This window comes from Aeromonas sp. S5(2024) (assembly GCF_041403025.1).
In the GTDB taxonomy this organism is placed as follows: Bacteria; Pseudomonadota; Gammaproteobacteria; order Enterobacterales; family Aeromonadaceae; genus Aeromonas; species Aeromonas hydrophila.
On sequence record NZ_JBGLRI010000001.1, the window covers coordinates 582,081 to 607,942 of the forward strand.

General features: G+C 63.7%; 18 protein-coding genes. 6 read left to right on the plus strand and 12 right to left on the minus strand.

The annotated features are described in order from the left end of the window. Window positions 1-46: 46 nt before the first annotated feature. A complete protein-coding gene (locus ACB032_RS02660; RefSeq protein WP_371137286.1) occupies window positions 47-2,476 on the minus strand; it encodes a diguanylate cyclase domain-containing protein in 2,430 nt (809 codons plus the stop codon). 445 nt (window positions 2,477-2,921) lie between these two features. On the opposite strand from ACB032_RS02660, the gene ACB032_RS02665 reads away from it, so the two are divergent. The 3 genes from ACB032_RS02665 (at window position 2,922) to ACB032_RS02675 (ending at window position 6,838) form a co-directional block, all read left to right on the plus strand. Next, window positions 2,922-3,938, plus strand: coding sequence for a lipoate--protein ligase A (locus ACB032_RS02665; RefSeq protein ID WP_241417555.1), 1,017 nt, complete (start codon window positions 2,922-2,924; stop codon window positions 3,936-3,938). Between the two features lie 188 nt (window positions 3,939-4,126). Beyond that, window positions 4,127-5,821, plus strand: coding sequence for an aspartate aminotransferase family protein (locus tag ACB032_RS02670; RefSeq protein WP_371137287.1), 1,695 nt, complete (start codon window positions 4,127-4,129; stop codon window positions 5,819-5,821). Between the two features lie 228 nt (window positions 5,822-6,049). Then, window positions 6,050-6,838 carry a hypothetical protein gene (locus ACB032_RS02675; protein WP_371137288.1) on the plus strand — a complete coding sequence of 263 codons (789 nt, stop codon included), beginning with the start codon at window positions 6,050-6,052 and terminating at the stop codon, window positions 6,836-6,838. A gap of 106 nt (window positions 6,839-6,944) precedes the next feature. On the opposite strand, the gene ACB032_RS02680 is transcribed toward ACB032_RS02675, so the two are convergent. The 9 genes from ACB032_RS02680 to ACB032_RS02720 all read right to left on the minus strand — a co-directional run bounded on the left by ACB032_RS02680 (window position 6,945) and on the right by ACB032_RS02720 (window position 21,257). After that, window positions 6,945-7,307, minus strand: a complete 363-nt coding sequence (locus ACB032_RS02680) for a copper-binding protein (protein ID WP_371137289.1) — start codon at window positions 7,305-7,307, stop codon at window positions 6,945-6,947. A 58-nt stretch (window positions 7,308-7,365) separates the two neighbouring features. Then, entirely contained in the window at window positions 7,366-10,494 is a 3,129-nt protein-coding gene (locus tag ACB032_RS02685; RefSeq protein ID WP_371137290.1) for an efflux RND transporter permease subunit, read from the minus strand. A gap of 73 nt (window positions 10,495-10,567) precedes the next feature. Continuing rightward, window positions 10,568-12,100 (minus strand): efflux RND transporter periplasmic adaptor subunit, encoded by a 1,533-nt coding sequence (locus ACB032_RS02690; protein ID WP_371137291.1) that lies wholly within the window; start codon window positions 12,098-12,100, stop codon window positions 10,568-10,570. A gap of 283 nt (window positions 12,101-12,383) precedes the next feature. Further along, on the minus strand, window positions 12,384-12,821 hold the full coding sequence (locus ACB032_RS02695) for a hypothetical protein (protein ID WP_371137292.1): 438 nt from the start codon (window positions 12,819-12,821) through the stop codon (window positions 12,384-12,386). A gap of 179 nt (window positions 12,822-13,000) precedes the next feature. Continuing rightward, entirely contained in the window at window positions 13,001-16,129 is a 3,129-nt protein-coding gene (locus tag ACB032_RS02700) for an efflux RND transporter permease subunit (RefSeq protein WP_371137293.1), read from the minus strand. Between the two features lie 9 nt (window positions 16,130-16,138). After that, window positions 16,139-17,338: an efflux RND transporter periplasmic adaptor subunit gene (locus ACB032_RS02705; protein ID WP_124253283.1), complete on the minus strand. Its 1,200-nt coding sequence runs from the start codon at window positions 17,336-17,338 to the stop codon at window positions 16,139-16,141. A gap of 337 nt (window positions 17,339-17,675) precedes the next feature. Next, the gene (xthA, locus tag ACB032_RS02710; RefSeq protein WP_016351443.1) at window positions 17,676-18,482 is read right to left on the minus strand and encodes an exodeoxyribonuclease III; all 807 of its coding nucleotides are present in this window, start codon (window positions 18,480-18,482) and stop codon (window positions 17,676-17,678) included. A gap of 111 nt (window positions 18,483-18,593) precedes the next feature. Then, window positions 18,594-19,556, minus strand: a complete 963-nt coding sequence (locus ACB032_RS02715) for an ion channel (protein ID WP_252615940.1) — start codon at window positions 19,554-19,556, stop codon at window positions 18,594-18,596. A gap of 54 nt (window positions 19,557-19,610) precedes the next feature. Beyond that, window positions 19,611-21,257 (minus strand): tetratricopeptide repeat-containing response regulator, encoded by a 1,647-nt coding sequence (locus ACB032_RS02720; RefSeq protein WP_024945060.1) that lies wholly within the window; start codon window positions 21,255-21,257, stop codon window positions 19,611-19,613. Between the two features lie 326 nt (window positions 21,258-21,583). Between ACB032_RS02720 and ACB032_RS02725 the strand changes: the two genes are divergently transcribed. Then, on the plus strand, window positions 21,584-22,789 hold the full coding sequence (locus tag ACB032_RS02725) for an MFS transporter (RefSeq protein WP_274439131.1): 1,206 nt from the start codon (window positions 21,584-21,586) through the stop codon (window positions 22,787-22,789). Window positions 22,790-22,945: 156 nt separating this feature from the next. Here ACB032_RS02725 and ACB032_RS02730 read toward each other — a convergent pair whose 3' ends face one another. After that, a complete protein-coding gene (locus ACB032_RS02730) occupies window positions 22,946-23,986 on the minus strand; it encodes an FAD:protein FMN transferase (protein ID WP_371137294.1) in 1,041 nt (346 codons plus the stop codon). 329 nt (window positions 23,987-24,315) lie between these two features. Here ACB032_RS02730 and azu point away from each other — a divergent pair, with 329 nt between their 5' ends. Together azu and ACB032_RS02740 are read left to right on the plus strand one after the other, a co-directional pair. Further along, window positions 24,316-24,756 carry an azurin gene (gene azu / locus ACB032_RS02735; protein WP_016351438.1) on the plus strand — a complete coding sequence of 147 codons (441 nt, stop codon included), beginning with the start codon at window positions 24,316-24,318 and terminating at the stop codon, window positions 24,754-24,756. 200 nt (window positions 24,757-24,956) lie between these two features. Beyond that, entirely contained in the window at window positions 24,957-25,160 is a 204-nt protein-coding gene (locus ACB032_RS02740) for a hypothetical protein (RefSeq protein WP_011706750.1), read from the plus strand. 25 nt (window positions 25,161-25,185) lie between these two features. Here the strand turns inward: ACB032_RS02740 and ACB032_RS02745 are convergent, their stop codons facing one another. Continuing rightward, window positions 25,186-25,743: a HutD family protein gene (locus ACB032_RS02745; protein WP_044800412.1), complete on the minus strand. Its 558-nt coding sequence runs from the start codon at window positions 25,741-25,743 to the stop codon at window positions 25,186-25,188. Window positions 25,744-25,862 lie beyond the last annotated feature (119 nt).

The following is a 25,862-nucleotide window of genomic DNA, read 5'->3' on the forward strand; positions in this document are numbered from 1 at the left end:
CGGTGGCCCTTCTCGTTTCACACGTTCAGGTGGCTGGGGCGCTGGGTCAGCGTCCTTTCATCAGCGGGAAGTAGCGCCGGTCGGCCTGGCTCATGTGGCCGACGACCAGCTCCTGAATGATGAAGTTGAGCAACTCGTCGTTGCCCAGGGTGCCCGCCCTGGCGGCGGTCATCAGCTGGCTGGCTTTTTGCAGCAACAGCTGGTGGTCTTGCTGGTGACTGGCCAGCTCCGGGTAGCCGAGTTCGGCCAGCATCTGCTCTTCAAAGGCGAAGTGGTGGCGGGCCACGTCGAACAGGCTCTCCATGCACTCTAGGAACAGGGCCGGGTGCTCCTGGTGATCCTTCATGTGTTCCAGCAGCCGGTTGGTCAGCACGAACAGCTGACGATGCTCGGCATCGATGCGGGGATGGCCGCATTCGTGGCTGCTCTGCCACACCAGCGAGCCCTGCTCCGGATCCAGCCCGGCGGTGAACAGACAGACCCGGCCCCGCCCTCTGCCCTTGGCTTGATACATGGCCTGGTCGGCGTGGTGCATCAGGGTCTTGGGGTCGGTGCCGTGCTCCGGATAGAGCGCCACCCCTATGCTGCTGGAGATGCGCAGCTCCTGCTCCTCGTCGATGCGAAACGGATGGCGCAGGCTCTGGTGCAGATGGTCGGCCACCGCCAGCGCCTCGTCCCCGGTGTCGGGCAGCAGGATCACGAATTCGTCCCCTCCCAGCCGTGCCACCAGATCCCGCTCCCGCACGCAGTGGCGCATCCGTTCCGCCACCATGTTGAGCAGCACGTCACCGGTCTCGTGGCCGAAGGTGTCGTTGATCGGCTTGAAGTGGTCGAGATCGATGAATAGCAGGGCCAGCTGCGCTTCGCCCTCCATGGCCTCTTTCAACCGCAGCTGCAGCAGCCGGCGGTTGGGCAGGTTGGTGAGGGGATCGTAGAAGGCGAGCCGGCGCATCATCTCCTCGCGGGCGGCCCGCTCCGTGATGTCACGGGTCACCCCCAGAATCGCCTCCGGTTCCCCCTGCTCGTTGCCATGCAGGGTGGTGACCGTTTCGGTGGCCACCAGATGTCCCTCTTTGTGACGCAGCTGGGTACGAATGACGCAGCGGGTCTGCTCGTGGTCGCCGCGTTGCCAGGCGGCGAGGGAACCGCTCAGCTCGGCGCGCAGCTGCTTTCTGGATGTCTCCGGAATAAGCTGCCTGATGGGGAGGGTCAGCACGTCGATCGCCTCGTAACCGCTGAGCGGCAGAATGGCCGGGCTGACGTAGCGAAAGCGCAGGGTGGCGGTGTCCATGGTCCAGATGACGTCGGCGCTGTTCTCCGCCACGAAGCGGTAGTGCTGCTCGCTTTGGGCCAGCTCGCGGGTGAGCCGCTGGCGGTCGCGCGCCTCCTGGCGCAGGCGCAGGTAGAGGTAGCAGAAGATGCCGAGCAGGGTCAGCAGGGAGAAGGTCACCAGCATGGCCACCGCCACGCTCTTGTCGAGCAGTTGGCGCTGCTGGCGGATCCGCTCCCGATCTGGGTTGTAGAGAAAGTGTTCCAGATCGGGCAGGGCCGAGAGCAGGCCGGCCTCGAGGTAGCTTCTGGCGATCTGCTGCCAGCGCTCCGGCTGCATGTAGCCGGGCTCGACCAGATCTGGCTGCATCAGCTCCCGGGTGGCACTGGCTTCGAACTCCAGCTGCTCGCGGCCATAACCGCTCGGGTACTGCTCCATGATCCAGTTGATCATCTCGGCCGGGTTTTCCATGGCATAGCGCCACCCCTTGAGGCTCGCCTGCTGAAAGGCGTAGACCCGCTCCGGCCGGTTGTTCAGCTCGCGCTCCGAGGTGAACAGGTTGTCACCGTAGAAATCGAAGTCGATGCTGCGGGGGGAGAACACTCGGTAGGGGATCCCCATCCGGGCCAGATAGAAGGGCTCAGTGGTGCTGTAGGCGCTGATGGCGTCCACCTGGCCGGCGAGCAACGCCTTCAGCCCCTGTTCATAAGGCAGCTTGCTCCAACTGCCCGGCGGGGCATGGCGATTGAGGTAGATCTGCAGCTCCTGGGAGCCGGGCTCCAGCATCAGCCGTTTGCCCGCCAGATCCGCCGGTTGGCGAATGTCGGGCCGCTCCAGGGTGAGCAGCACCAGCGGGGAATGCTGCAGCATGGAGGCCAGCACCACGACCTGCTGGCCACTGGCGCGCGCCAGCAGCAGATCGCTGCCGCTGACCCCGTACTGGGCATTGCCCGACATCACCTCGTTGACCACATTGGTGCCGGTGACGGCGGGTCGCAAGGTGACATCCAGCCCGGCATCTCGATAGAAGCCTCTGGCCTGGGCAGCGTAATAACCGGCAAACTGGAACTGATGTTGCCAGGGCAGTTGCACCACTATCTTGTCCACCGCCTTGGATGGCAGGGAGAAAAGGGTGCAAAACATCGCTGAACCAAGCATGGGGAGATACCGGAGCAGGCGATGAAGGGAGGAATTTACGACACTCATACTCATTCCTCTCGGGAGACGGGGGTCAGTCCTAGAGTCAAACAATTCCTTGTTGCCCGCAAGGGGGCGAAAGGGCGCTGGAATGGGGGATGCGTAACAGAAAAAAAGATTTCTGTGTCACTCATCACATTTGGCTTTCTTGCTCGGTATTTTTGGCAATTATGCGAATAATTACGGAGCCATATGACCAATAAAAACGGTCGCATTTTAATCGTATTTGCCAGCCGTTTACCTCAATATCAGTGAGTGATTACTTAATTTTCAGCGCAATGCGTCAGCCTGTGTCGCCGTATCAACGGATACATTTATGTTGCTGTCAGATTGTGTCGATCTTTCATTTGTTGCGTTATCAGTCAGTAACGAGCCGAAACAGGCAGAAGGGGGGCCGGATCCTGTCGACCCCGGTGTTATGATAGCGACTCTTCCATCCCGATGAGGCCTTCTCATGTCCCGATTGCGTCTGTTGCTGTCCGACTCTCACGACCCCCTGTTCAACCTGGCGGTGGAGGAGTGCATCTTCCGTCAGATGGATCCGAACCAGCGGGTGCTGTTCCTGTGGCGCAACGCCAATACCGTGGTGATCGGCCGGGCCCAGAATCCCTGGAAGGAGTGCAACACCCGCCGCATGGAGGAGGACGGGGTGACCCTGGCTAGGCGCAGCAGCGGCGGCGGCGCCGTGTTTCACGACCTTGGCAACAGCTGCTTCACCTTCATGGCTGGCAAGCCGGAGTATGACAAGAGCATCTCCACCGCCATCGTGCTGGACGCGCTCACGCGGCTCGGGGTCGAGGCCTTTGCCTCCGGGCGCAACGATCTGCTGGTGGCGACCCCGGACGGTGAGCGCAAGGTGTCTGGCTCGGCCTATCGGGAGACCCATGATCGCGGCTTTCACCACGGCACCCTGCTGCTGGACGCCGACCTCGGCCGGCTCGCCAACTACCTCAATCCCGACCCCAAGAAGCTGGCGGCCAAGGGCATCAGCTCGGTACGCAGCCGGGTGGCCAACCTCTGCGAGCTGCTGCCGGGCATCGATCACCAACAGGTGAGCGAGGCGCTGCAGGAGGCCTTCTTCAGCCATTACGGCGAGCGGGTGCAGCCCGAGCATATCTCCCCTGAGCAGATGCCCGATCTGCCGGGCTTTGCCGACACCTTCGCCCGCCAGCGCAGCTGGGAGTGGAACTTCGGCCATGCGCCTGCGTTCAGCCATCAGCTGGACGAGCGCTTCGGCTGGGGCGGGGTGGAGCTGCACTTCGACGTGGAGAAGGGGGTGATCGGGCGGGCGCAGATCTTCAGCGACAGCCTGGATCCGGCGCCGCTCGATGCGCTGGCCGCGCGGCTGCCCGGCACGGCCTACCGCGCCGATGCCCTCGACGATCTGCTGCGCCAGTGGCGCAGCGAGTTTGCGGCTCGCGAGGCCGAGCTGGAGGAGCTCTCTCGCTGGTTGCTGGCGGCGCTGCGCTGACGTTTTTCTCGCCGATGGGGCGGGTGGATCACAAAATCAAAAGAGGCGCCCGAAAGGCGCCTTTTTGCCAGCCGCCGTCCGCCCTCATGCATGACAAAAAGTAGGGGAGGCCATTAGATATTGTCGCTGTTTCAAACGGCGACCCGGAGGTATAAGGACTGCACATTTGCTGTACTAATGGTATAAAAATGAGTGACTTGGTCTATTTGAAAGATGAAGGCGTCAACGCCATCCACCCCGAATTCAAACGTCGTTTTGCCACAGTCAAAGCCAACTTCTTCTCGCGCAACCCCGATCTCTGGCCGGTCTTTCGTGAACCCGGTTTTGCCACCCTCAACGAGTTTCGCGCCCGTGGCCTGGCCCCGGACGCGCGGCTCAATGCCTGGCCCGATGGCCGTGCCCGCCTCGCCGACTTGTGCGAGACCATGCCGGTGCCAGCCACCATGCGCACCCCGGGCGAGCCCATGGCCGAGCTGCTGTTTGCCGGCGCCCTGTCCAAAGACTGGGAGAACCCCTCCAGCGTCGAGAACGTCATCACCATGTCGGCGGATCCCGCCATCTACGGCGCCCAGATGGGCATTCTGGCCAACCCCAACCTGGTTTACTCCGAGTATGCCGGGGTGGCCGAGGAGCTGGAGAAGAAGGTGGTGCGCCAGATAGCCCTGCTGGCAGGTTACGATCCGGCCCGCGCCACCGGCATCTTCACCCAGGGGGGGACGTTTTGTAACCTCTACGGCTACCTGCTCGGTATCCGCAAGAGCCTGCCGGAGGCCAAGCACAAGGGGCTCGGTCACTATCAGGATTACCGCATCATCAACTCCCAGGGGGGCCACTACTCCAACATCACCAACCTCTCCCTGCTCGGGGTCGACATCGAGAACAAGACCATCCGCATTCAGGTCGGCGAGAACAACGACATCGATCTCGACCACCTGGAGCGTACCCTGACTGCCTGCTTCGCTCTGAAACACGTGGTGCCCACCATCATGCTCACCATGGGCACCACCGATACCTTCGGGGTGGACCAGGTGAAACCCGTGGTCGAGCTGCGGGATCGGCTCTGCGAGCGGTTCGAGGTGGCGGTCAAGCCGCACATCCACGTCGACGCCGCCATCGGCTGGTCGATGATCTTCTTCCTGGACTACGACTTTGCTGCCAACCCGCTCGCCATCAACAGCGCCACCCTGGCGGGGATCGAGCGCAACGTGAGCCGCTTTGCCGAGCTCAAATACGCCGACTCCTTCACCGTCGACTTCCAGAAGTGGGGCTATGTGCCCTACACCTCCAGCCTGGTGATGATCAAGGAGCAGGATGACCTCAAAGCGATGGAGAATGACCCGGAGAACTTCTCCTATTTTGAGCGGGACATTCAGGGCCAGACCCACCTGCAGTCCACCATCGAGTGCTCCCGCGGGGCGAGCGGCCTGTTCGGTGCCTATGCGGCGCTCAACTACCTGGGGGTGGAGGGGTATCGCACCGTGCTGGCCCACTGCCTGCAAAACGCCAACTACTTCCGCTTCCGGTTAAGCCAGCTCGGCAACGTCAAGCTGGTGGCGCAGGAGAACCAGGGGCCGAGCGTTGGCTTCAAGATCTACAACCCCGAGTGGGTGCAGGACCCCGACGCCGAGTTCGCCTTCGAGCTGGCGCGCAGCCCGGATGCGGCCTACAAGGCGCGCTTGCAGCGCAACACCGACTACCACCGCAGCCTGTTTACCGGGCGCGGCAAGGTGGGGCTCTACACCAACTGGGTGGAGGCCATCGCTCACTCCGACTATGACGCCCGCGGCAAGTACTCCTACATCGCCGGGGAGAAGGCGGTCTTCATGAACCCGGCCTGCGGCCGCGAACAGATCGACGCCTTTATCGATCATATCCGCGGTTGATGGTGCGGCAGTGACGGGGCGCAGGCGGGTTTCCCCCTGCGCCCTGTTTTTTTGATACGCCAAGCAATTGAATCAAAAGGGCTTGCTTGCGAATTGCCTTGGAAGTGTGAGGCGCTGCACGTTGCGCCCCTCTGCCTCCCTTTCTGACTTTTATCCCCCTGTTTTTTCCGTACGGTATGGACTCCAACGGGTTGATTTTCAGCCGTGGACATCAACAAAGGAGTCGTTATGGACAAGCACAGACGCAGAGTCACCCTGGGGCTGTTGAGTACCCCCCTGGTCGCTACCCTCGCCGGCTGCAACAGCAGCAATGACAGCCAGGGGAGTGCGGCGGATTTTCGCACCACCCTGACCGACCGGCTGAGCGCCGAGCTACACGACGAGCAGACGGCCCGCCAGCTGGCCCCCTTCATCGAGGAGGCCTGCTTCAACATGACCCCGTCCCGGGTCGCCATCGACCAGGCCCACTGCGTCATCGCCTTTGCCTTCGGCAACCGCCCCAACGCCTCGGGCAACCCGGATGAACTGGCCGAGCCCGGCCCCATGAACGAGGCGCTGGCCGCCTGCTGCGCGGCCCTCTATCGGCAAAAGCCGGTGCCCATGTATGTGCAGTGGGAGATCGCCCGCTTCCTCGACTCGGCCCGCTATCCCGATATCCCGGCCCGTGATGTCATCTCCATCGAGCCTTACTGGGATGATGAGGGCAAGCTGGTCTACCTCAGCACGGACGGGGTGGTGGAGGCCATCGTCAGGGATTATGCCGGCGGAGAGGCCGCCGCCCTCGGCACGGCGGCCGTCATCGGTCACCGCGACCACGTCAAACGCTGCATCATCACCTGCCGTGGCCGCAAGGTGGCGAGCCATGCCCCGGAGGGGATCGAACTGCCCGTCTGGTATGACGAGCAATCCGATCAACCCTGGACCCGTCGCCGCGACCTCTATGTATTGCAGGACATGTCTGTTCAGTTGCTCGGGATAGCTCAGGCGAATATCGCTCAGGCTTATCCGAACGGCTGAGGAGGCCGCTCGGCGGATGGTGCAGCAGTAGCGGATGGTGCAGTAGATAGCGCAGTAAAAGAAAACGGCGGGATGATCCCGCCGTCTTTTATTGAAATGACTCCGCTTACTGTTTCTGGATGGCGGTCACGGTGAGCTTGCCGGCCGGGTTCTCGGCGTGAAAGCGCACTGCATCCCCCACCTTCAGATCCTGGAGCAGGGCCGGATCGGCCACCCGAAAGACCATGGTCATGGCGGGCATCTTGAGGTTGTCGATCGCCTCGTGCTTGATGCCGACCTTGCCGTTGGCCGCGTCGATGCGGCTGATGACCCCCTGGGTCATCGCCATCTCGCCCATCTCGTTCATGCCTTCCATCTGGCTCATCTGGCCCATGTCATGGCCGTCATGGTTCATCATCTCCTCGGCCTGCAGGCTGGTGTGGGTGGCAAGGCCAAGCAGCAGGGTCAGGGTCAGCGTCTTGTAGTTCATGGTGTTTCCTCGTCGTTGATTCAGATTCTTGGTTGTCAAAAAGGGCGCTGCCACCGGGTTAGCCGGCGGGTTGGTGCTCGGTCGTGCCCAGGTGCCGGCTGCGCCACAGGTAGTAGGCGGCGGGCAGCACCAGCAGGGTCAGCACCAGCGCGCTCACCATGCCGCCGATCATGGGGGCGGCGATGCGCTGCATCACCTCGGAGCCGGTGCCGTGGCTCCACATGATGGGCAGCAGGCCGGCGATGATGGTCACTACCGTCATCATCTTGGGGCGCAGGCGCAGGGCGGCGCCGTGGATCACCGCCCGGTGCAGGCCCGCCTGGTCCGGCTTGCCGCAGGCCACTAGGTCATCCCAGGCGTGGTTGAGGTAGACCAGCATCAAGACGCCGGTCTCCACCGCCACCCCGGCCAGGGCGATAAAGCCCACCCCTACTGCCACCGAGAGGTTGAAGTCGAGCAGCCAGAGGGTCCAGATCCCGCCCACCACCGCCAGCGGCAGGGTGGTGAGAATGAGCAGCACCTCCTGGAAGCGGCGAAACGCCAGATAGAGCAGCAGCACGATAATGGCGACCGTGAGCGGCACCACGTAGGCGAGGCGCGCCTTGGCCCGCTCCATGTATTCGAACTGACCGGACCAGGTGAGGGCGTAGCCCGCCGGCAGCACCAGCTGTTTGTCCACTTGTGCTTTGGCTTCATCGACGAAGGAGCCGATGTCGCGGCCACGAATGTCGATGTAGACCCAGCCGTTGAGGCGCGCGTTTTCACTGCGCAGCATGGGGGCCTCGTCGCTGATGTAGACCCGCGCCACGTCCGCCAGCGCGATGCGCGCACCGCTCGGGGTCACCAGCGGCAGCAGCTCGAGGCTCGCCACCGAATCGCGATAGCTCTGGGGATAGCGCAGGTTGATGGGGTAACGCTCGCGCCCCTCGATGGTCTGGCCCACCTCCATGCCGCCCACCGCGGTGGCGAGCACCGCCTGCACGTCGGCGATATTGAGGCCGTAACGGGCCGCTTTCAGCCGGTCGATGTCCACCTTCACATAGCGACCACCGGCCACTCGCTCGGCGTAGACCGATGAGGCGCCCTCCACCTTGCCGACTACTTGTTCCAGCTGCTGGCCGAGCTGCTGGATCACCTTGAGATCGGGCCCCGCAATCTTGATGCCGACCGGGGTCTTGATGCCGGTGGCCAGCATGTCGATGCGGGTCTTGATGGGGGGCACCCAGGCGTTGGTGAGACCGGGGAAGCGGATAAGGGAATCCAGCTCTTCTTTCAGCTTCTCCGGGGTCATGCCGGGGCGCCATTGGTCGCGTGGCTTGAGCTGGATGCTGGTCTCCATCATCACCAGATCGGCGGGGTCGGTGGCCGATTCGGCGCGCCCCGCCTTGCCGAACACGTTCTGCACCTCGGGCACGGTACGAATGAGCTTGTCGGTCTGCTGCAAAATCTCCCGCGCCTTGCCCACCGAGATATTGGCCGCGGTGGTGGGCATGTACATGATGTCCCCCTCGTCCAGCGGCGGAATGAACTCGGAGCCCAGGTACTTGAGCGGCCAGAAGCCCGCCACCGTCACCAGGGCGGCGATGGCCAGGGTAGTTTTCGGACGAGCCAGCACGGCCTTGAGCAAAGGCACATAGCCCTGACTCAACCAGCGGTTGAGCGGATTGGCCTGCTCCGCCAGCACCTTGCCACGGATGAAGTAGCCCATGATCACCGGCACCAGCGTGATGGCGAGCCCGGCCGCGGCCGCCATGGCGTAGGTTTTGGTGTAGGCGAGGGGGTGGAACATCCGCCCCTCCTGCGCCTCCAGCGCGAACACCGGCAGGAAGCTGATGGTGATGATGAGCAGGGAGAAGAAGATGGCGGGCCCGACCTCTATGCTCGCCTCGGTGATGATGCGCCAGCGGTTCTTGTCGGTGAGCGCCTCCCGCTCCATGTGCTTGTGGACGTTCTCGATCATCACGATGGCGCCATCCACCATGGCGCCGATGGCGATGGCGATACCGCCCAGCGACATGATGTTGGCGTTGATCCCCTGCAGGTGCATCACGATAAAGGCGGTCAAAATCGCAATAGGGAGGGAGATGACCACCACCAGGGATGAGCGCAGGTGGAACAGGAAGGCGAGGCAGACCAGCACCACCACCGCGAACTCCTCCACCAGCTTGCTGGAGAGGTTGTCGATGGCGCGCTGGATAAGGTCGGAACGATCGTAGACGGTGACGACCTCGACCCCCTCCGGCAGGCTGCTTTTCAGCTGGGCGAGCCGCGCCTTGACCCCGTCGATGGTGTGCTGGGCATTCTCGCCGTAACGCATGACGATGATGCCGCCCACCACTTCCCCTTCACCGTTGAGCTCGGCCAGGCCGCGCCGGCTCTGGGGCCCGGTGACCACATCCGCCACGTCGCCCAGCAGCAGCGGGGCGCCGCGCACAGTGGTACCGAGCGGGATCTGCTTCAGATCCTCGACGCTCTTGAGGTAGCCATTGGAGCGCACCATGTACTCCGCTTCCGCCATCTCGATGACGGAGGCGCCGGTCTCCTGATTGCCCTGCTTGATGGCGGTCTCGATAAGGGAGAGCGGGATGCCGTAGGCGCGCAGCTTGTCCGGGTCGACCCGCACCTGATACTGGCGCACCATGCCGCCGACGGTGGCGACCTCGGAGACCCCGTCCACCGTCTGCAGCTCGTACTTGAGGAACCAGTTCTGCAGCGAGGTGAGCTGGCTGAGGTCATGCTTGCCGGTTCTGTCCACCAGCGCGTACTGATAGACCCAGCCCACCCCGGTGGCATCGGGGCCGAGCTGGGGACGGGCGGAGGCGGGCAGGTTGGGGGCGACCTGGCTTAGGTACTCCAGCACCCGGGCGCGGGCCCAGTAGAGGTCGGTGTTGTCGTCAAACAGCACATAGACGAAGGAGTCGCCGAAGAAGGAGTAGCCGCGCACCGTGGTTGCCCCCGGCACCGCCAGCATGGCGGTGGTGAGCGGATAGGTGACCTGATCCTCCACCACCTGAGGCGCCTGGCCCGGATAGGCCGTCTTGATGATCACCTGCACGTCGGAGAGATCCGGCAGGGCGTCCACCGGGGTCTGTTTGACTGACCAGAGCCCCCAGGCGGTGAGCATGACAGTGAGCAGCAGCACCAGAAAGCGGTTGCCGACGGACCAGCGAATGATGGCAGGAATCATGATTGGACTCCTTTCTCATGGGGCGCAGAGAGTAAAGAGCGGTTGTTGGCAAAGCCGCGAATGATGGAGGGGGTCATGACTTCTTCTCCATCTCGGGCATCGCCATCTGATGCTGGCTATGGTCCATGCCTTCCATCTTCTCCATCTCATCCGCTGCAGGCTTGGCGGTGTCGCCGCTTGCTGGTGCTTGCTGCTGATGGATGGTGGTGATGCGGTACTCATCCCCCTCCTGCATCACCTGCAGATGCAGGGGCTGCCCTTCGGTGAGCTTGCTCATATCGACCCCTTCGGCCACGGTGAACTCCATCTCCATGGCGGGCCACTGCCACTCGGGGATGGGCTGGTGGGAGACCATCAGGGTGCGGTTGGCCAGATCGATGCTTTCAACCTCGCCCTGGGTCCACACCTGGGCAGGGCGCACCGCCGTCATGCGCTGGAAGTCCGAATCGATGGCCGATTCGGAGTCGAGCAGAAACTGGGCCGAGCTGACGATGCTGTCCCCCGCTTCAACTCCTGCCTTGATGGCAACCTTGTCGCCAAACTGGGGGCCCAGGGTGACGGCCACCGACTTGAAGCTGCCATCCCCCAGCGCCAGCACCAGCCTGTCCTGGCTGCCGGTGCGGATCACCGCTTCACTCGGTACCACCAGCCGGGGTTCGCCCTGCCCGGTGCGAATGCTCACCTTGGCGAACATGTTGGGTTTCAGGAACTCGTCCGGATTGGCAAAGCGCAGCCGCACCTTGAGGGTGCGGGTGGCGGCATCCAGGGTCGGGTAGAGGTAATCGACCCGACCCTGCCAGTGGCGGCCGGGGGCGTAGTCCAGGGTCATGGTGACCGGATCGCCCACCTTCAGCTGGGCCGCCTGGCGCTCGAACACCTCGGCGCTCACCCACACCTGCTGTAGGGTGCTGATGTTGAACAGCGCCGCGGCGGGCTCCACATACTGGCCCTCGCGCACCTTCAGCTCGGAGACATAACCGCTGCTGGGGGCATAGATGCGCACCGTCTCCTGCACCTGGCGGCTGCGCTTGAGGGCCGCAATCTGATCAGCCGGCACCTGCAGGGACTTGAGCTTGCCCTCGGCGGCGCGCAGCAGCAGGGGGTTGGCGGTGTTGAGAGCGAGCAGATACTCGTGCTGGGCGTTGACCAGATCCGGGGCGTAGAGCTCGTAAATCAGGCTGCCTTTGCTCACCTGCTGCCCCTCGCTCTTGATGGCGAGGGTGCGGATCCAGCCCGCCATGCGGGCGTTGACCGCCTCCAGCCGGTCCTCGTCATAGCCGACGTAGCCCACCGTCTCGATCTGCTGGTGGATGGGCAGTTTCTCCACCTTGGCGAGCCGCACCCCCAGGTTCTGTTGGATCTCGGGGCTGATGGTGACGGTGCCGGGTGAGCCGCCCTGTTTTTCCTCATAGATGGGGATAAAGTCCATCCCCATGTTGTCCTTGGCGGGGCCATCGCGCTTGTCGCGCGGATCCATGGGGTTGACCCAGTAGAGCGGCGTCTTCTCCTTGGCAGTGGGGCCAGCACTGGTCTGTTTGGCGGCCCAGTAGCCGCCACCGGCGCCGAGGGCCAGCAGCAGGGCGGACATCAACAACGTCTTGTTCATGACAAGCCTCCGGCGCGCGGGAGGCGAAGGGGCGACAGGCACGGCTGTGCGTTGGCAGACCGGGTAACGGGGGTGGATGACATGATATCTCTTCTCTTCTGTCAGGCCGCCAGTGTGGTGGTGTGCGCGGGCAGGGCATCACCACGAGGCGGCAAACGGGGCGCAGCTGTGTCAGCGCGCACGGCTCCCTGCGCGCGGGCCGGTTTGGCCAGGGCGCAGGGTCAGGCAAGGCGGCAGGAAGCGGGCAAGCCGGGGCTTTCTGTTGCCGCGAGAGAAGATCTTTCTAGTGGCGCAGCACCGACAACATCAGGTGTCGGCGCGGCCAGGAGGGAGGGTGGGTACCGCGGGATCGCAGGAAGGGATCCCGCAACCAGTTGTCCAGCCCGTTGCTCGCCGTCCCGAGGGGCAGCAGCAACAGCGGCAGCGCGAGCAGGGTCAGCAGGGCGGCCAGCAGTGGCAGGCCGGGAGTGCTGGTCGAGGTGAGCCCGCCGTGCATCTGGCACTCCTGGCTGGCGGCATCTTGGGCTCCTGCATCCGGGCTTGCCCCGTGGCAGGAGAGTCCCTGCATGGCGCTGTCGCTCATGGCCTGATTGCCGTGAGTCATGGCGGCGTTGAGGGCATCCACCCCGTGCCAGCCGATGCAGAGGGTGAGATTGCAGACGAGCATCAGCCCCAGCAACAGCCGGGCAATGCGTTCGATGGGCAATCTCGCTACGAGCATGGGGAAATCCTGACAATGACTGGGGACACTGTAAACCTTACCTTGAGAGCAAGGTCAAGGTATGTGGGCAACGGGATAGCGGCCGCGTGATCCCGCTCGCGGCTCGGGCCCGGCTGCGAGGTGTTGCCCCCTCTGGCGGATAAAAAAGCCCCCGCATGGCGGGGGCTGTGACTCACGATTTACGACTTGGTTTGTGCCGTCTTGCCGCCGGCGCGTTCCGAGCGCCGCATGATGAGGCGGAAGAACAGCGGGATAAAGAAGATGGCGATGAAGGTCGCCGCCAGCATGCCGCCGATGACCGGCCAGCCGAGGGCATGACGGCTCGCCGCGCCGGCGCCGCTGGAGGTGACCAGCGGCACACAGCCGAGGATGAAGGCGAGCGAGGTCATCACGATGGGGCGAAAACGCAGCCGCGCCGCCTCCAGCGCCGACTCGATGAGGCTCATGCCCTCCTCGTGCTTCATCACCGCGAACTCCACGATCAGGATGGCGTTCTTGGCCGCCAGCCCGACGAGGGTCACCAGTCCTATCTGGAAGTAGACGTTGTTGGTCAGACCCACCAGCCAGGTGGCCAGCAGGGCGCCGAACAGGGCGAACGGCACCGCGGTGATCACCGCAAACGGCAGGCTCCAGCGTTCGTACTGGGCCGCCAGGATGAGGAAGATCATCACGATGCCGAAGCCGAATGCGGTGCCCGCACTGCCGGCGGCCGCTTTCTCCTGATAGGCGGAGCCGGTCCACTCCAGCTTGGCGTCGTTGCCGAGGGACTCGTCGGCCACGGCTTCCAGCGCGGCGATGGCCTGGCCGGAGCTGTAGCCCGGTGCCGGCTGGGCCATGATCTTGGCCGCCTGGAAGATGTTGAAGCGCTCCACCAGTTCGGGGCCGGTGGCATCACGCACCGTCACCAGGCTGCTGAGCGGGATCATCTCCCCCTTGTCGGAGCGCACATAGACGTTGCGGATGTCGCTCTTCTTGGCGCGGTAGTCCGCCTCGGACTGCAACTGCACCCGGTAGGTACGGCCGAACTGGTTGAAGTCGTTGACATAGACCTGGCCGAAGGTGGCCTGCATGGTGTCGAACACGGCGTTGATGGGCAGCCCCAGCGCCTTGGCCTTTTCGCGATCCAGATCGAGATAGACCTGGGGCACGTTGGCGCGGTAGGTACTGGTCACGCTGGCGAACTCGGGGCGCTGCTTGGCCGCCTCGAGGAAGCGCTGCACCTCGGCCGAGAAGGACTGGGCATTGCCGGTGCTGCGGTTCTGCAGGTAGGCCTCCAGCCCGCCGGTGGTGGACATGCCGGTGATGGGGGGCGGGTTGAAGGAGGCGACGAAGCCGTCCGCCAGCCCCATCAGACTCATGCCCTGGAAGGTCTTGGCCAGGGAGAAGGAGTCCTGCCCGGCACCTTGCCGTTCGCTCCAGTCCTTGAGGGTGATGAAGCTGATGCCGCTGTTGCTGATGATGGCGTTGGAGAGGATGTCAAAGCCCGAGAAGGTGATGACGTCCTTCACGTTGGGGTTGGCCATTGCCATCTGGTCGAAGTCGTTCGCTACCGCCTGGGTGCGGGTGAGGGAGGCCGCATCCGGCAGCATGACGGCGGAGAGCAGGTAGCCCTGATCTTCATTCGGCACCAGCTCGCCCGGCACCTTCATCAGCAGGCCGTAGATGGAGACCAGGATGAAGGCGATGATGGTGAATGCCACCCCGACCCGGCGGTTGAGGAAGGCGACCCCGCGCACGTAACGGCGGGTGAGACCGTCGAAGGCGTTGTTGAACCAGACGAAGAAGCGGGCCGGCTTGTGGTGGCCCTCTTTCAGCAACACGGCACAAAGGGCCGGCGACAGGGTCAGTGCCACCAGACCGGAGATGGCCACCGACACCGCCACCGTGATGGCGAACTGCTTGTACATCACCCCCGTCATGCCGCCCATGAAGGCGACCGGCAGGAACACGGCGCACAGTACCAGCACGATGGCGACCACCGGGCCGGAGACCTCCTGCATGGCGAGGATGGCCGCCTCTTTGGGCGAGCACTTCTTCTCCTGCATGATCCGCTCGACGTTCTCCAGCACCACGATGGCGTCATCCACCACGATACCGATGGCGAGCACCATGCCGAACAGGGTCAGCAGGTTGATGGAGAAGCCCAGCACCAGCATGCCGGCGAAGGTCCCGATGAGCGATACCGGCACCGCGATACAGGGGATCAGGGTGGCGCGGAAGTTCTGCAGGAACAGGTAGACCACCACGAACACCAGCACGATCGCCTCGAACAGGGTGTGTACCACCTCCTCGATGGAGATCTTCACGAACTCGGTGGTGTCGTAGGGGATCTGGTATTCGATGTCCTGCGGGAAACGCTCCTTGAGGCGCAGCATGGTGGCGTGCACCTGATCGGCCACCGCCACGGCGTTGGCGCCCGGTTGCAGATAGGTGGCGATACCGATGGCCGGCTTGCCGTTGGCCTTGGCCAGCAGGTCGTAGTCCTTGCCGCCGAGCTCGACCCTGGCCACGTCCTTGACCCGGATCTTCGAGCCGTCCGGCATGGAGCGGATGATGATGTTCTGGAACTCGCGCACATCCTCCAGCCGTCCCTTGGTCTGCACCGTGTAGGTGAAGTCGATGGGGGCCGTGGTGGGCTGGGCGCCGATCTTGCCGGCCGCGAACTGGGTGTTCTGCTCGCGGATGGCACCGATCACGTCGCTCGGGGTGAGTTCGAGCTGGGCCAGCCGATCCGGCCGCAGCCAGATGCGCATGGCGTAGTCGGTGCCGCCGAACAGAGTGGTGTCACCGACCCCGGGAATCCGCTTGAGCTCGTCGATGATGTTGAGCAGGGCGTAGTTCGACAGGTAGGTGGTATCGAAGGTGCCGTCAGGCGATTGCAGGGTGACCACCTGCAGGATCGAGGTCGATTTCTTCTTGACCGTCACCCCCTGCTTCTTCACCTCTTCCGGCAGCTGGGCCATGGCGGCCGAGACCCGGTTGTTGACGTTGATGGTGGCCTGATCCGGATCGGTGCCGATCTCGAAGTAGACGTTGAGGTTCATCTGGCCGTTGGAGGCCGAACCAGACTGCATGTAGAGCATCCGCTCCACGCCGTTGATCTGCTGCTCGAGTGGTGCGGCAACGGTCTGGGAGATCACCTCGGGGGTGGCGCCCGGATAGAAGGCGGTCACCGACACCACCGGCGGGGTGATCTGCGGGTACTGCTCGATGGGGAGCGATCGCATCGCCGCCAACCCGCCCAGCACTATGATGATCGAAATCACGCTGGCGAAGATGGGGCGTTCGATGAAGAACTTGGAAAACATACGAACTCCTTACTTGGCCGCGTTCTGGCCGACCATCTTGCCGGTGATCGCCTTCATCTCGGAGGCCGTGACGGGCTTGACCACGGCGCCGGGACGAGCCTTCATCAGCCCCTCGACGATGTAGCGCTCACCGGGCTCGAGGCCGCTGTCGATCAGCACGCCGCTGTCGACCACGGAACCCAGCTTGACCGGGCGGGGCACCACCTTGTTCTCTTTGTCCACCACCATCACCATGCGGTCGGCCTGGGACTGGACGATGGCGCGCGGCGGCACCAGGATGGCATTTTTGCGGGTGCCCAGATCGATGGTCATGCGCACGAACTGGCCTGGCAGCAGCACGCCGTCCTTGTTGTCGAAGATGGCACGGGCCCGGATGGTGCCGGTTTGCGGGTCGACCCGGCTGTCGGAGAAGTTGAGCTTGCCCGCCTCGGGGTAGACGGAGCCGTCCGCCAGCCGGATGTGGGTGCGCCAGTTGGTGGCATCCTTGGCCTCAATCAATCCCTTTTTCACCGAGTTCTCGAAGTTGAGGCGATCCTGCTCCGAGTAGGAGAAGTTGACGTAGAGGGGATCGAACTGGGTGATGGTGGTGAGCAGGCCGTTTTCGCCGCTGGTGGAGATGAGGCTGCCCTCGGATTGGGAGCTCTTGCTCGCCATGCCGTTGATGGGGGCGGTGACCTGGGTGTAGCTGAGGTTGAGTTCGGCCTCTTTCACCTTGGCCTGGGCGGCCTGATGGCTGGCGATGGCCGCCTCGTAGTTGGCGATGGTGTCGTCATAGTCCTTGCGGCTCACCACCTGGCGCTTGAACAGCGGGATGATGCGATCCCGGTCGGCGCGGGCCTTGTTGAGGCGGGCCTGCTCCTGGGCCAGGGTGCCCTTGGCCTGCTCCAGCGCCACCTTGTAGGGCTCGGGGTCGATCAGGAACAGCGCTTGACCGGCGGTGACCGGCTGCCCCTCGATGTAGGTGCGCTTGAGCAGGATGCCGCTCACCCGGGAACGCACGTCAATTTCGCGAAAACCGGCGGTCTCGCCCACCATCTCGGTGGTCATCGGCACGTCGGTCAGCTTGACCTCGGCCACCACCACGGGCACCGGTGGCAGTGCCTGGGCCCCGGTGGCCGGTTCATCGCCACAGGCGGTCAGTGCGCTGGCCAGTGCCAGGGCGATACAGCCGCGCTTGAACATCTCTTCCCTGACGTATTGCACCTTCATCATCACACTCCTGTGGGATGGTGCGCGATTGCCGCGCCCAGCCTTTTTCTTCATGAACATGGTTAACTGCATGGTTACAAATTTAACTCATTGGATTACTGACAGTTTTCTAATGATAGAGCACGAATATTGAACCCAGGCTGCTCGACACTGAAAGTTGTCGGTGTCGATCGCGCCGTGGCGGAGGGGGCCGCGACAATTTGTGTCAGGCACGCAGACCCTGCATAGTGCCTTGCTGGGGAGCAGGAGACCCGGAGGGAATTATAAGAAGGAAAAAGCGGGGGAAGTGGGGGCTTGGTCACAGAGGGGGCTTCAAATGCCCCCTCCGTTGTCGTTATCAGGCGAAGCAGGCCCAGATGGGGGCGTGATCCGAAGGCTTGTCGATGCCGCGCAGCTCGTAGTCGATGCCGGTCTCGGTCACGGTGTCCTTGAGGGCGTCGGAAGCCATGATGAGGTCGATGCGCAGGCCCCGGTTCTCGTCAAAGCCCCTGGAGCGGTAGTCAAACCAGGAGAAGCGCTCGCACTCGGTGGGGTTGGCGGCGCGGAAGGTGTCGGTCAGGCCGAACCCTTTCAGCCGCTCCATCCATTCGCGCTCGATGGGCAGGAAGGAGCACTTGCCATCCCGCAGCCAGCGCTTGCGGTTGGCCTCGCCGATGCCGATGTCGAGATCGGTGGGGGAGATATTCATATCCCCGATCAGCACCAGCTGGTCATTCGGCGTGTGGTTGGTCTCCAGATAATGCTGCAGATCCTCGTAGAACTTCTGCTTGGCCGGGAACTTGGTCTCGTGATCCTGGCTTTCACCCTGCGGGAAGTAGCCGTTCATCACCTTGATGAGGGAGCCGTCTTCGCGCTCGAAGGTGGCCATGATCATCCGGCGCTGGGCCTCTTCATCGTCGGTGGGGAAGCCTTTCTCCACCTTGACCGGCTTCTGCTTGCTCATGATGGCCACCCCGTAGTGGGCCTTCTGGCCGTGAAACGCCACGTGATAGCCCATGGCCTCCACGTCGGCCAGCGGGAAGGCCTCGTCGTGTACCTTGATCTCCTGCAGGCCGATCACATCCGGCTGATGCTTGTCGATGATGGCTTGCAGCTGGTGCAGGCGGGCGCGCAGGCCATTGATATTGAAAGAGATGATCTTCATGTCCGGGATGCTCATGTCATTTTTATAAGTGGCTATTGGACTAGGAATCCGCCGTGGATGCAAGTGAAGGCGAGGGGCCACATCCGGGGCGGGCCGCCCGCCGCAGCGGGCTCAGCGGGTCATCTTCTTGACAAACACCACCACAAACAGCGCCAGCGTGAAGCTGCCGGTGAAGGCCTCGAAGGCGGCGAAGAGCCTCGAGAGGCCGATGGGGGTGAAGTCGCCATAGCCCAGGGTGGTGAAGGTCACCACGCTGTAGTAGAGGCACTCCAGCAGGAAGATGGCGTTCTGCTCAACAGGGGCGCCGGGCCGGTAGATGAGGTGGTTGCCGTTGAAGCTCAGGCCAAAGAAGAAGTAGAAGATGCTGCAGATGAAGATGAGCAGCAGGGAGAAGAGCACCACCCGCATGGGGGCCTCGCCGTAGCCGCAGAACAGATCGACGATCCAGGAGGTGAAGCGCTGGGTCGACCAGAACGGCAGCTGCAGCCGGCGCATGGTGAGCTCCTGCTGGATGTAGCGGCCGGACATGGTGAAGATGCCTTGCGCCTCCGAGGCCTTGCGCAGATCCCGGTAGGTCTCTTCGGCCTCTTTGAGCCAGATGCGGGCCTGCACCGGGTCGCGCTCCTTGCGGCCGCGCCGCTCCTGCATCAGCCGCTTGCCGGTATCCAGGTTGTCGAGGCGGGTGTTGTGCCAGCGAATGCCGAGCAGGTTGACGTCGTCGAGAGTGGCGCAGTGCAGGTTCGCTTCACTGAGATCCGCCTTCATCAGGCTGCCGCCCTTGATGCGAATGCCGTAGAGGTGGGCCCCCTGCAGGTTGGCACGGTAGAGGTTGCACTGCTCCAGCAGGAACCCCTGCGGGGCCCCTTTTTTCACCAGGTTGAGGCCCGCCAGATTGGCGCGGGCCAGTTGCAGGCCGTGACACAGCCCGCCCTGCTGGATGTAGTGCTCCAGCTCGCGGGCGGTGTGGGGATCCTGATGATTGGCGTGGGGATCGTGCCAGCGGCACAGATCATGCTCTCCCGCCTCTTCGCTGCAGTGGCGACCGTCCGCCACCAGATATCGACACATGGCCATCGCCACTCTCCTCCCTTTGCCGAGTCAGTATCAGCATAGGCGAGCGGGCCCTGGTCAGCTGAGCTGGGTAAACTCCTGACGCAGCTTGCGAAAACGATCCTGCTGGGCCGGATTGAGGGGGATGCCGTCCAGCACCTCCAGGGTCTCCTTGCACTCGGCGCCAAACTCCGGGCTCTTGCGGTTTTTCTGCATCAGCTGCAGCAGCACCTGGATCTTGTTGAGGGCGGCGCCGGTATTGGCCGGGGCCCGGCGCAGCGCCTCGCGAAAGTGGCCGAGCGCCTGCTCCAGCTCGCCGCTCTGATAGGCCTTGATGCCCAGTTCGTTGAGCTGCTGGTAGCGCTGGCGACGCTCGAGCACCGTCTTGTCGTCGCGGGTGGCCTGGATGCAGGTGGTGAGCAGCCGATCCTCGTCTTCGGCCAGCAGCGCCTGCAGGCTCTCGGCATATTCGAACTCGCCGAGCTGATAGAGGGCGAGGATGGTCTCGCCCAGCAGGCTGGGGGGCATGGTGGCCGGCTGATCGAGCCAGTTCTGGTTGGCGCGGTAGAGCATCTTCTTGCCCTTGAGCAGCTCCCCCAGGGCGATCTGCACCCGGGCCTGGCAGATCTGCTCGAACACCGGGTAGTTGAACTCCGACATCATCAGCGAATCGCGGATGCGCGACAGGGCCGAGTTGACCTGCTTTTGCAGGTTGGCGATGTGGTAGATGTCGTTGCTGTTGAGGGCGTAGAGGGTCAGCGACTGGATATAAGCCCCCAGGTAGTGGGGGGTGCGATGGATGGAGTTGCGCGACAGGTCGATGAGGGAGAGCAGCACGTCCTTGGCCTGGGCGTAGTCGTGGCGCAGCAGGCACACCTCCGCCAGCCGGCGGGAGAGCTGCACCGACTGGGGCGAGATGTCGACCGCCCGCTTCAGCTCCTGCTGGGCCTGTTCGTCGTTGCCGAGCGCGAGCTGGGACTCTGCCAGCCAGAGGTGGGCCTCCACCATCAGCGGGGTGTTCTTGAGGGTCGCCTGCAGGTGGCTCACCGCCTCTTCGTTCAGCCCCAGGGTGTGGCACGCCTTGCCGAGGGTGAGCCGGGCCCAGCTGTTCTCCTGACCGGCCAGCAGCTGGCGCATCAGGCTGCGGGCCTCCTTGGCCTGGCCCAGCTTGAGTTGGGTATCGGCCTGCAGACAGCGGCAGAAGTTGGCAAAGCGCGGTACCGCATCGGCCCGCTCGGCGCAGGCGGCGAGCAGGGTGGGCAGATCCTCTTTGGCAAGGGCGCTGAACACGCTCTCCAGCGCCTGACGGCGGGCGAGGGCGCGTTTGAGGCGAAACGAAAACTGCTCCTGGGAGAAGGGCTTCATCAGGTATTCGTCGGGCTCGGCTTCCAGCGCGCTCAGCACCATGGCGCGGGAGCTGTCGCCGCTTACCATGATCACCACGCTCTGGGGCGGAATGAGCTTCTGATCCCGCAGGCTCTCCAGCAGCTGGCGGCCGTTCTCGCCGACCCCCAGCTCGTAATCGAGCAGGTAGATGTCAAAGGTCTCTTTCTGGCAGCGCCGTCTCGCCTCTTCGGCCGAGTTGGCATAGGTGATGCGGCTGATGCCGATGTTGATCAGCATCGCCTTCATCATCACCTGAAAGGAGCGCTGTTCGTTGACCAGCAGGATGCGCTTCGGTTTGGGTGGGGCTTTTTTCTCTGGCTCGGATTCCGGTGTCTGCATCTGTCTGGTCAGGGCGCTACGGGCGGATAACAGAAGTGTGCCACCAAAGCGCGCAGACAGGCAATTGAACATGGGGCGCTGCCGCGGTTTTTCCGCCAAGCCCCGCCATTCATGGCTTCTGCCGGACCAAATAGGGGGTGGATTGGGGGAAGGCAGACGGCGGACGCCTGCTTGACCTGAGCGATGAAGCCGCCCATCGATGGCCAGCTGAGCTGGTCCCTTCGGGTGGTTTTTTTCCGGGCGGGGATTGTGCGCTCAGGTGTCTTTTGATACCACTGAATGCTTTCCCCTGCGGATCAGCTGCCATTGCGCGACAAGGAGTTCCCATGCGCCTGCCCCCCTTTCCTCCGCTGGTCTGGATCGTGATCCTGGGTACCTTCATGGTGCGCACCAGTTTCTTCATGGTCTGGCCCTTTCTCTCGATCCTGCTCTATCGGGAGTATGATCTGTCGGCGTCCGGCATCGGGATGCTGCTGGGCGGCGCGGCCGTGCTCTCCTGCCTCATCGGCTTCTACGTTGGCTGGCTCTCCGACCGGCTCGGCCGGCGCACCATACTGCTGCTCGGCTGCGCCCTGTCGTGTGGCGCCTACCTGCTGCTCGGGTTTGGCCACTCCCTCTGGCTCATCGCCCTCGGGGTGTTTGGCTCGGGTCTCTCCTACGCCTTCATCGACACACCGGGCAAGGCGCTGATGGGGGATCTGCTGCCCGAGAAGGCGCAGCGGGAGCTGGCTCAACACCTGCGCTACTTCCTGCTCAACGTGGGGGCGGGGGTGGGGCCCCTCATCGGCGTCATGGTGGGGCTGGGTGCGCGCCAGGAGACCTTCGTGGTGACGGCCGCCAGCTATGGCCTGCTTGGCATCGCCTTCCTGCTCGGTTTTCGCCGCGAGTGCGCTGGTCGGCCGGATGCGGGCCTCACCCTGGGGGCCATGCTCGGGGTGGTGGGGCGGGATCGGGCCTTCATGCTGTTCATCCTCGCCAACCTGCTGATGATGCTGGTCTACGCCCAGGTGGAATCGCCGCTGATCCAGTACCTGACCCGCGCCGGCGCCCCCGAGGTGGAGACCCTGGTGGCCCTGCTGGTGGCCACCAATGCGCTGACCATCATCACCCTGCAGTTTCCGCTACTGCACCTGACCCGGCGCTGGCGGGTGAGCCTGCGGCTGCAGTTCTCCATCCTGCTGATGGCGTCCGCCCAGGTGCTGTTCGCCCTGTCGAGTCCGGCCCTGCTGTGGCCCTGGCTGGTGGCGGTGTTCTTGCTGAGCGTGGGGGAGGCGGTGCTGTTCCCGCTCTTCAACGTGCTGATCGACGAGATGGCGCCGGCCCACCTCAAGGGGAGCTACTTCGGGGCCAGCGCCCTGGCCGGGCTTGGCTGGGCGCTCTCGCCCCTGGTGGGGGGCTGGCTGTTGCAGGTGTGGGGCGGCCCGGCCCTGTTCGCCGTGATGACCGCAATTTGCGTGCTGGTGTTTCTTCTCTACGGGGCGGGCAACCGGGTGGCGCGCCCGTCCGCCGACTCGGCCGGCTGCGGGGAGTAGCATAAAAGCAGCCGGTCGGTGGTCACAGTCCTGATGCCAAGCTGCCGGTGGCTCCGGCGCCCCGGCGCACTCCCATCGACTTGCGCCGATGTGAAGACAAGGAGGCCCCGCAGTGCGGGGCCTCTTTTTTATGGCGGCTGGGTTATGGCAGCGGATTTACGGCTGTTTGGCCACCAGATAGGGGGCGAACTGGGGGGTATGGCTGGCGGCGAAGCCCTGCTCGGTCTTGACGATGAGATAGACCGCGAGACCGTGCGCCTTGGCAAAGGCCATCGCCTGCTCCGGTCCCATCACCATGAGGGCGGTGTCGAGGGCGTCGGCCTCGAGCGCGGTCGGGGTGATGACGCTGGCGGAGACCAGCTTGTGGGTGATGGGCTGGCCGGTGGCGGGGTCGATGATGTGGGAGTAGCGCTTGCCGTCGAGCTCGTAGTAGTTGCGATAGCTGCCGGCGGTGCTGAGGGCCATGCCGTTGGGGATCACCACGTCCGAGAAGGCGCCGGGCTGGTCGGACGGCTCGACGATGGCCACCCGCCAGGGCTTGCCCTTGGCGTTGTTGCCCTTGCTGCGCACGGCGCCGGCCACCTCGATGAGGTAGTTGTGCACCCCTTTTTGCTCCAGCAGGCCGGCAATCTCGTCAGAGGCCGCCCCTTCGCCCAGGGTGGAGAGATCGAGGTAGAGATCGGGGATGCGCTTGCCGAGCAGGAAGTGATCCCCCTCGGGCACCAACGTCAGCCGGTCGATGCCCACCTTGTGGCTAGCGCTGGCGATCTGCTCGGCGTTGGGCCGCTTGACGGGCCGCTTGTCCGGCCCGAATCCCCACAGGTTGACCAGCGGGCCCACGGTGACGTCGAGCTTGCCTGCGGTGAGATGGCCGGCGTCGATGCCCTGCTGCACGATCTTGGCCATGGTGGCGGGAATGGCCATGGGGGGCTGGCCGCTGCCCTGATTGAAGCGGGAGATGAGAGAATTCGGGTCGTAGGTGGAGATCTCGTGATTCATGCGTACCAGCAGGGCATCGACCTCTTGCTGCAGCGCCGGCTCGCCGCCCGGGAAGGGGTCGCTCAGGGTCACCGCGTAAAAGGTGCCCATGGTCTTGCCCTGAATGCGGGTCTGGGTCGGGGCCGGCTGACAGGCGGTCAGCATCAGCAGCAGGGTCAACAACAGGCCACGGTGGGCCGGGCGAGCAAGAAGCGACATGCGGGATCTCTTTGGCTGAAACGGATGGCACGGGACGCAAGCGTGCCGGGGTCGCCAGCTTAGCCAAGGGGGCGGCGGTGGGCGAGTCGCGGCTGGACAAAAGTGCAGGGGATAATTAAACAAAGAGTGGTTAGTGGGTGACGCGGCCGGTTCGTCCAGACAAAAAATGGGGGCAATCTGGTGACCTGACCCGCAGCTTTACGCTAAAGACATAGCCGAATGACGACAGTTGAGTAGAATAAGGTCGATTTTGACAGCATGTTTGCCAGCCATGGTGCGAGCCCGCAGGCAATTGTGTTGCCATCTATTGCCAATCAAAGGAGAGGATGATGAAAAAGGCGATTACCCTGCTGTTTCTGAGCACCCTGGCGGCCCCGGCTCTGGCCGATGAGTGCGCGTTGGTCATCGAAGGCAATGATGCCATGCAGTACAACCTCAAGGAGATGAGCGTCCCGGCCACCTGCAAAGAGGTCACCGTGACCCTGAACCATACCGGCAAGATGCCGGTGACCGCCATGGGTCACAACTGGGCGCTGGCCAACACCGCCGACTATCAGGCCGTGGCCACCGCTGGCATGAGCGCCGGTGCCGACAACAACTACCTGCCCAAGGATGACCCGCGCGTGCTGGCCCACACCAAACTGGTGGGCGGCGGCGAGAGCACCAGCGTCACCTTCAAGACCGACGGCCTGGCCGGCAAAGATCTCACCTTCTTCTGCTCCTTCCCCGGCCACTTCGCCATGATGAAGGGTACCTTCAAGGTCGGCTAAGCACCGCTTGTCGACCCAGAAGCCGGGCACTGCCCGGCTTTTTTGTGCTCGCTTGCGGCGATTTTGGCGTCAGTTGGATGCCGGTGCGTGCACTATGGCGCGCCGTTTTATGATCCGGCGCCGGGTGAGCGGGGGAGTGAGAGGGTAAGATGGGCGCCTTTCGGGCCTGCTGGGCCCGCTCGAGAGGAAGCAAGGTGGTCATGAAAGCCATGAAATGGGTGATCAGCGGTTGTCTGCTGCTGGTATGCGCCATCGCGCTGGCAGCGGAGCCGCCGGTCAAGAAGAGCAGAAACGGTATCTGCCATCCCCAGGGCGGCACCTATTACAGCCGCACCAAGCACTACACCCCCTACGACTCCATGCAGGCCTGTCTCGACAGCGGCGGGCGGGCGCCCAAACGCTGACCGGGGTCAGGCCTGCTCCTGCCGCCTATTTGGGCTGCAGGGTAAAGAAGGCGATGGCGCTCTTCTTCTGGCAGTCGAAGTGGATGCTCTGCTCGCCGCTGATCAGCAGGGTCTCGTTGACCGCCATGGGGTGGCCCGCCGCCGTGAGCTGGCCGCTCAACAGGTAACAGAGATAGGTCTTGTCCGCTTCCAGGGTGAGGGTGAGCGGGAAGGGCAGGTTGAGCACCCGCACGTTGGCGCTGAGGCGGGCCGGATCATAGATGAGCCCCAGATCCGTTACCTCTTTTTTCAGCAGTTCGCAGTGGGTGTCGTCATCCCCGCTGAAGTGGGCCGCCTCGAAGGTGGCGTAGGGGTGGCCGTTGAGCACGAAGCCGGCCCCGCTGATGGGCAGCAGGATGCGCTGATAGCCGGGAAATTTCGAGAAGGGGCCGGCCCCCTTGATGGGCGCTGAGCTCAGCCGGTAGGCAAAATCGAGCCTGTCGAGGCTGGTGCCGGCAGGAGAGATGAGGATCTGGGCTGTGGTGCCCTGCTTGTTCTTCCAGGGCATCTTCAGCTGGTCGGACTCTTTTATCAGGGTGATCAATGGCGCCTCGGCAGGTGGTGAGCGGGGTGAATCATGTGGCCCAGTGATACCACCCCGCCCACCGCTCCACAAGGCTGCGGCATTCGCCGGCCATCCACTTGCCCACTATTTCGCCGGCG

Bases quoted from the DNA above. Each gene is read 5' to 3' on its own strand.
- ACB032_RS02660 (WP_371137286.1), bottom strand. From the start codon at position 2,476: ATGAGTGTCGTAAATTCCTCCCTTCATCGCCTGCTCCGGTATCTCCCC.
- ACB032_RS02665 (WP_241417555.1), top strand. From the start codon at position 2,922: ATGTCCCGATTGCGTCTGTTGCTGTCCGACTCTCACGACCCCCTGTTC.
- ACB032_RS02670 (WP_371137287.1), top strand. From the start codon at position 4,127: ATGAGTGACTTGGTCTATTTGAAAGATGAAGGCGTCAACGCCATCCAC.
- ACB032_RS02675 (WP_371137288.1), top strand. From the start codon at position 6,050: ATGGACAAGCACAGACGCAGAGTCACCCTGGGGCTGTTGAGTACCCCC.
- ACB032_RS02680 (WP_371137289.1), bottom strand. From the start codon at position 7,307: ATGAACTACAAGACGCTGACCCTGACCCTGCTGCTTGGCCTTGCCACC.
- ACB032_RS02685 (WP_371137290.1), bottom strand. From the start codon at position 10,494: ATGATTCCTGCCATCATTCGCTGGTCCGTCGGCAACCGCTTTCTGGTG.
- ACB032_RS02690 (WP_371137291.1), bottom strand. From the start codon at position 12,100: ATGAACAAGACGTTGTTGATGTCCGCCCTGCTGCTGGCCCTCGGCGCC.
- ACB032_RS02695 (WP_371137292.1), bottom strand. From the start codon at position 12,821: ATGCTCGTAGCGAGATTGCCCATCGAACGCATTGCCCGGCTGTTGCTG.
- ACB032_RS02700 (WP_371137293.1), bottom strand. From the start codon at position 16,129: ATGTTTTCCAAGTTCTTCATCGAACGCCCCATCTTCGCCAGCGTGATT.
- ACB032_RS02705 (WP_124253283.1), bottom strand. From the start codon at position 17,338: ATGAAGGTGCAATACGTCAGGGAAGAGATGTTCAAGCGCGGCTGTATC.
- xthA (WP_016351443.1), bottom strand. From the start codon at position 18,482: ATGAAGATCATCTCTTTCAATATCAATGGCCTGCGCGCCCGCCTGCAC.
- ACB032_RS02715 (WP_252615940.1), bottom strand. From the start codon at position 19,556: ATGGCCATGTGTCGATATCTGGTGGCGGACGGTCGCCACTGCAGCGAA.
- ACB032_RS02720 (WP_024945060.1), bottom strand. From the start codon at position 21,257: ATGCAGACACCGGAATCCGAGCCAGAGAAAAAAGCCCCACCCAAACCG.
- ACB032_RS02725 (WP_274439131.1), top strand. From the start codon at position 21,584: ATGCGCCTGCCCCCCTTTCCTCCGCTGGTCTGGATCGTGATCCTGGGT.
- ACB032_RS02730 (WP_371137294.1), bottom strand. From the start codon at position 23,986: ATGTCGCTTCTTGCTCGCCCGGCCCACCGTGGCCTGTTGTTGACCCTG.
- azu (WP_016351438.1), top strand. From the start codon at position 24,316: ATGAAAAAGGCGATTACCCTGCTGTTTCTGAGCACCCTGGCGGCCCCG.
- ACB032_RS02740 (WP_011706750.1), top strand. From the start codon at position 24,957: ATGAAAGCCATGAAATGGGTGATCAGCGGTTGTCTGCTGCTGGTATGC.